4 protein-coding genes and 1 pseudogene are annotated in these 3,436 nt (G+C 62.8%); 4 read left to right on the plus strand and 1 reads right to left on the minus strand.

Annotated features, from left to right (window positions below):
• The 3 genes from EN935_RS27260 to EN935_RS27270 all read left to right on the plus strand — a co-directional run.
• A partial coding sequence (locus EN935_RS27260; protein ID WP_127373811.1) for an alpha/beta family hydrolase occupies positions 1 to 429 on the plus strand: 429 nt, incomplete at its 5' end.
• 4 nt (positions 430 to 433) lie between these two features.
• The gene (locus tag EN935_RS27265) at positions 434 to 1,204 is read left to right on the plus strand and encodes an exodeoxyribonuclease III (RefSeq protein WP_127264523.1); all 771 of its coding nucleotides are present in this window, start codon (positions 434 to 436) and stop codon (positions 1,202 to 1,204) included.
• A gap of 151 nt (positions 1,205 to 1,355) precedes the next feature.
• The gene (locus tag EN935_RS27270) at positions 1,356 to 2,552 is read left to right on the plus strand and encodes a hypothetical protein (RefSeq protein WP_127373812.1); all 1,197 of its coding nucleotides are present in this window, start codon (positions 1,356 to 1,358) and stop codon (positions 2,550 to 2,552) included.
• 2 nt (positions 2,553 to 2,554) lie between these two features.
• Here the strand turns inward: EN935_RS27270 and EN935_RS42285 are convergent, their stop codons facing one another.
• Positions 2,555 to 2,641: a putative RiPP precursor gene (locus EN935_RS42285; RefSeq protein WP_109660551.1), complete on the minus strand. Its 87-nt coding sequence runs from the start codon at positions 2,639 to 2,641 to the stop codon at positions 2,555 to 2,557.
• Positions 2,642 to 3,154: 513 nt separating this feature from the next.
• On the opposite strand from EN935_RS42285, the pseudogene EN935_RS27285 reads away from it, so the two are divergent.
• A pseudogene (locus EN935_RS27285) lies at positions 3,155 to 3,436 on the plus strand (WD40 repeat domain-containing protein); the annotation flags it as partial.

The raw sequence follows: 3,436 nt of genomic DNA on the forward strand, positions 1-3,436 counted from the left end.
GAATATGTCAAGGCGATCGCCGATCTCAGGGCCAAGGGCGTGTCTGGTCCGCTCATCATCGGCGGCAAGTCGATGGGCGGGCGCGTCGCCTCGATGGTCGCCGACGAGATGTTTGCCAAGGGCGAGATTTCAGGGCTCATCTGCCTCGGATATCCCTTCCACCCGCCGGCCAAGCCGGAGCAATTGCGGACAAAACATCTGGCCGGGTTGAAGACGCCAACGCTGATCTTCCAAGGCACACGCGACGAGTTCGGCACGCAGGATGAGGTTGCCGGCTATGTGCTGTCCGAGGGCATCGAGATCCACTGGCTGGAGGACGGCGACCATGACCTCAAGCCGCGCAAGAGCATCTCCGGATTTTCGACCGCCGATCATTTGAAGACGCTGGCCGAGGCGGTGAAGGCGTGGTCGGGTCGGATCGTTTCCTGAAGCGATGAAGATCGCCTCCTTCAACATCAACAACATCAACAGCCGGCTGGAAAACCTGCTGGCATGGCTGGTTGTCTCAAAACCCGATGTCGTCTGCCTGCAGGAGCTGAAGGCGCGCGCCATGCAGTTTCCGCGCTCGGCCCTTGCGGCTGCCGGCTATGGCGCGGTGTGGAAGGGTGAGCCGACCTGGAACGGCGTTGCGATCCTGGCGCGGGGGTCGGAACCGGTGCTGACCCGCGATGCCTTGCCCGGCGACGATGCCGACAAGCAGAGCCGCTACATCGAGGCGGCGGTGAATGGCATTGTCATCGCTTGCCTCTATGCGCCGAACGGCAATCCGCAGCCGGGACCAAAATTTCAATACAAGCTGGCGTGGCACGAGCGGCTGGAGGCGCACGCCGAACAGCTGCTCGACACCGGCCTGCCGGTAGTGCTGGCCGGCGACTACAACATCGTGCCCGAGCCACGCGACATCTATGCCACCCGCTCCTATGACGACAACGCGCTGGTGCAGCCGGAAAGCCGGGCTTCCTTCGCCACCTTGCTCGCGCAGGGCTGGACGGATGGCCTGCGCAAGAAGCATCCGCAGGAGACGCTCTACACCTTCTGGGATTATCGCCGTAACCGCTGGCCGCGCGATGCCGGGCTTCGGCTCGACCACATCCTGCTGTCGAAGAAACTGGCGCGGCGCCTGACCGCCGCGGGCATCGACCGCGACGTGCGCGGTGAGGACGGCGCCAGCGACCATGCGCCGGTGTGGGTGGAATTGAAGTAAGGCGACCTTCAAGCCTCTGCGGCCGCGGTCTCCTTTTGCTGCCGCCAGCGTCGTCTGTGCAGCGACGTTAACGCAGGCTAGTCTGTTGCAAAGTGCTCCAACGCAGCCGGTTTGCCCATGATCACCAACAAGACCTGTGGATCGAGGCCCCATGTTTGACCTCGGCCCTGTCGGGATCGTGCTTGCCATCGTGGTGCTTGCGGCTGCTGCTGCCGTGTTCCGGTTGTTGTGGCAGAGGCGCAGCCGCCGCAAGGGGCGGCGGCTGGCCAATCCGGCTGACGATTACTCTGTTCGCAGCGATTGGAGCGGCAGCGGCGGCACTTTGAACTATTCGTCCTTCGTTTATTTCGACGTCGATCGCGACGGCAAATACGGCGTCGGAGACCGGCCGATGGCCGGGATCATGGTGCGGCTGTATGACGAGGCCGGCAAGTTCACCGCTTCAGCGCGCACCAACAATGCCGGCTTTGCCAACTTTCCTATGTCGGTGAAACGCAGAAAGGCCGTGATCCGCGCGCCAGGCAACTGGCGCTTTGCGGTTTCAGTGCCGCCCGGCTGGCAGGCGAAAAGCGAAAACGACATCCAGTCCCGACACCTCCTGTCGATGCCGGGTTCGCCGGCCGGGCTGGTGTCGCACGAGATGCTGCAGCCGGTCGGGCTGGCGCCACCCCGGCGCCTCGGCGGGCGCGTTGGCGGTGACGGATCGGCGATCCTCTCGGTGATGAGAAACGGACACGTGCTGGAGACGCGGCCGCTGGCGCCAGGTGCTGCCTTCAGCGTCGATGTGAGTGATGACGCCGACACGGTCAGCATCAGTGGCGGCGGCCTTGAGCGGCGGCTGGCGCTGTCGCCCTATCCGGCCGATCTCGGCCTGCTGTCGCCGCAGACCGCTTGCATTGCCGCTGACGCCGCCCTGGAAACGATCGATTTCGACGATGTGACGTCTCGCACCTTCAGGAAAATTCCGTCCGGCCATGCCGGGTTGGCGTGGCGCAATCTGAATGCGATGGCGCGCGACTACACCAAGGACAGCCAGGGCTATGTCAATGGCAACGTCTCCGGCGACCATGTGGTCTACACCAGCAGCGGGCTGCCGGCCGAATTCAGCCGCGAACAGCCGTTCGGTTTTCACTCGGTCATGCTGAGCGCTGCCTGGCTGAAGTCGGAAGGGGAGGTGGCGCTGATCGAAAGCTGGCTTGGCGAGCAGCTGATCTCAAGCGATCAGGTCACGCTGTCGGCGCTGACGCCGTTGCACTACGCCCCGATGCTCAAAGCCGTAACGCGTGTTCGCCTGTCGACGAAACACTATTGGCAAATGGTGTTGGACGATCTGGTGCTGACGCGCTGAAATCAGGATATCGAGGCGCCGTTTGCCGCCGTGATCGCCGAAAGACGGCCTTTTTTCAAAAGAATAGGCTTCACATAGATCTTCTTCATTTTCAGACTCTCCTAAAATCCCAGCTTGATGATCGCAGACTGCGGCCATCTGTCAACCACGCGGGCTGAAGGCAATAATCTGCAATAAATCCAAAGGCTAGCGACAAAGTGCTCGGTCTGTAATTCCTTGTTTTACGCAATTCCGTCCGGAAAGCCGGCTCGATCCAGCCAGCCAGAATGCGCCGGGATCATATTGTGGGGCTGCTCGGGCCGTTTGCCGTGATGGCTGAAAGCTTGCCCTTCCTGACGAAGGTCGGCTTCGCGTAAGTCTTCTTCATCGTGGTCTCTCCTGAATCCCTTCGCGAGGATGGCAGATACACGACATGTGTCAACCAAGCCGGAAGGCATGCGAGCGTCGGCAAAGGCGCGAGCCCTTCGCTCCGCACGAACTGTCGGGGCGGCGGGCTCTTGGCGATAGGAGCGCGCCGCTGGTAGTCTCGACCATTGCACCATGCGGCGGGCGACCGTCACGTCGCCAGGGCCACCAATAAACGCCCCGGGGGAAGAAATCCGATGGACAGGTTGGCTGACAGGCTGTTTGCGCTTCCCCTGCTGGCGGCGGCCATGGCTTGCCTGGTGCGCACATATCTGCTCCTGGGCGGCAGGGATTTCACCTGGAGTGGCATGGTGCGGATGCTGCATGGTCCGGCCACGCTTTGGCCGGTGGTGTTCCTGGCGGTGGGTGCGCTCTGCCTGCTTGGCGCCCTGTTGTTCTGGGCCGGGCTGCTGCCCGGCCGGCCGAACCATCCCACTGGGACGCCGCTTTTTGGCCGCGACGCCGAGATCGATCCCAAG

Origin of the sequence: Mesorhizobium sp. M7D.F.Ca.US.004.03.1.1 (genome assembly GCF_003998635.1) — a bacterium.
GTDB classification, from domain to species: Bacteria; Pseudomonadota; Alphaproteobacteria; order Rhizobiales; family Rhizobiaceae; genus Mesorhizobium; species Mesorhizobium loti.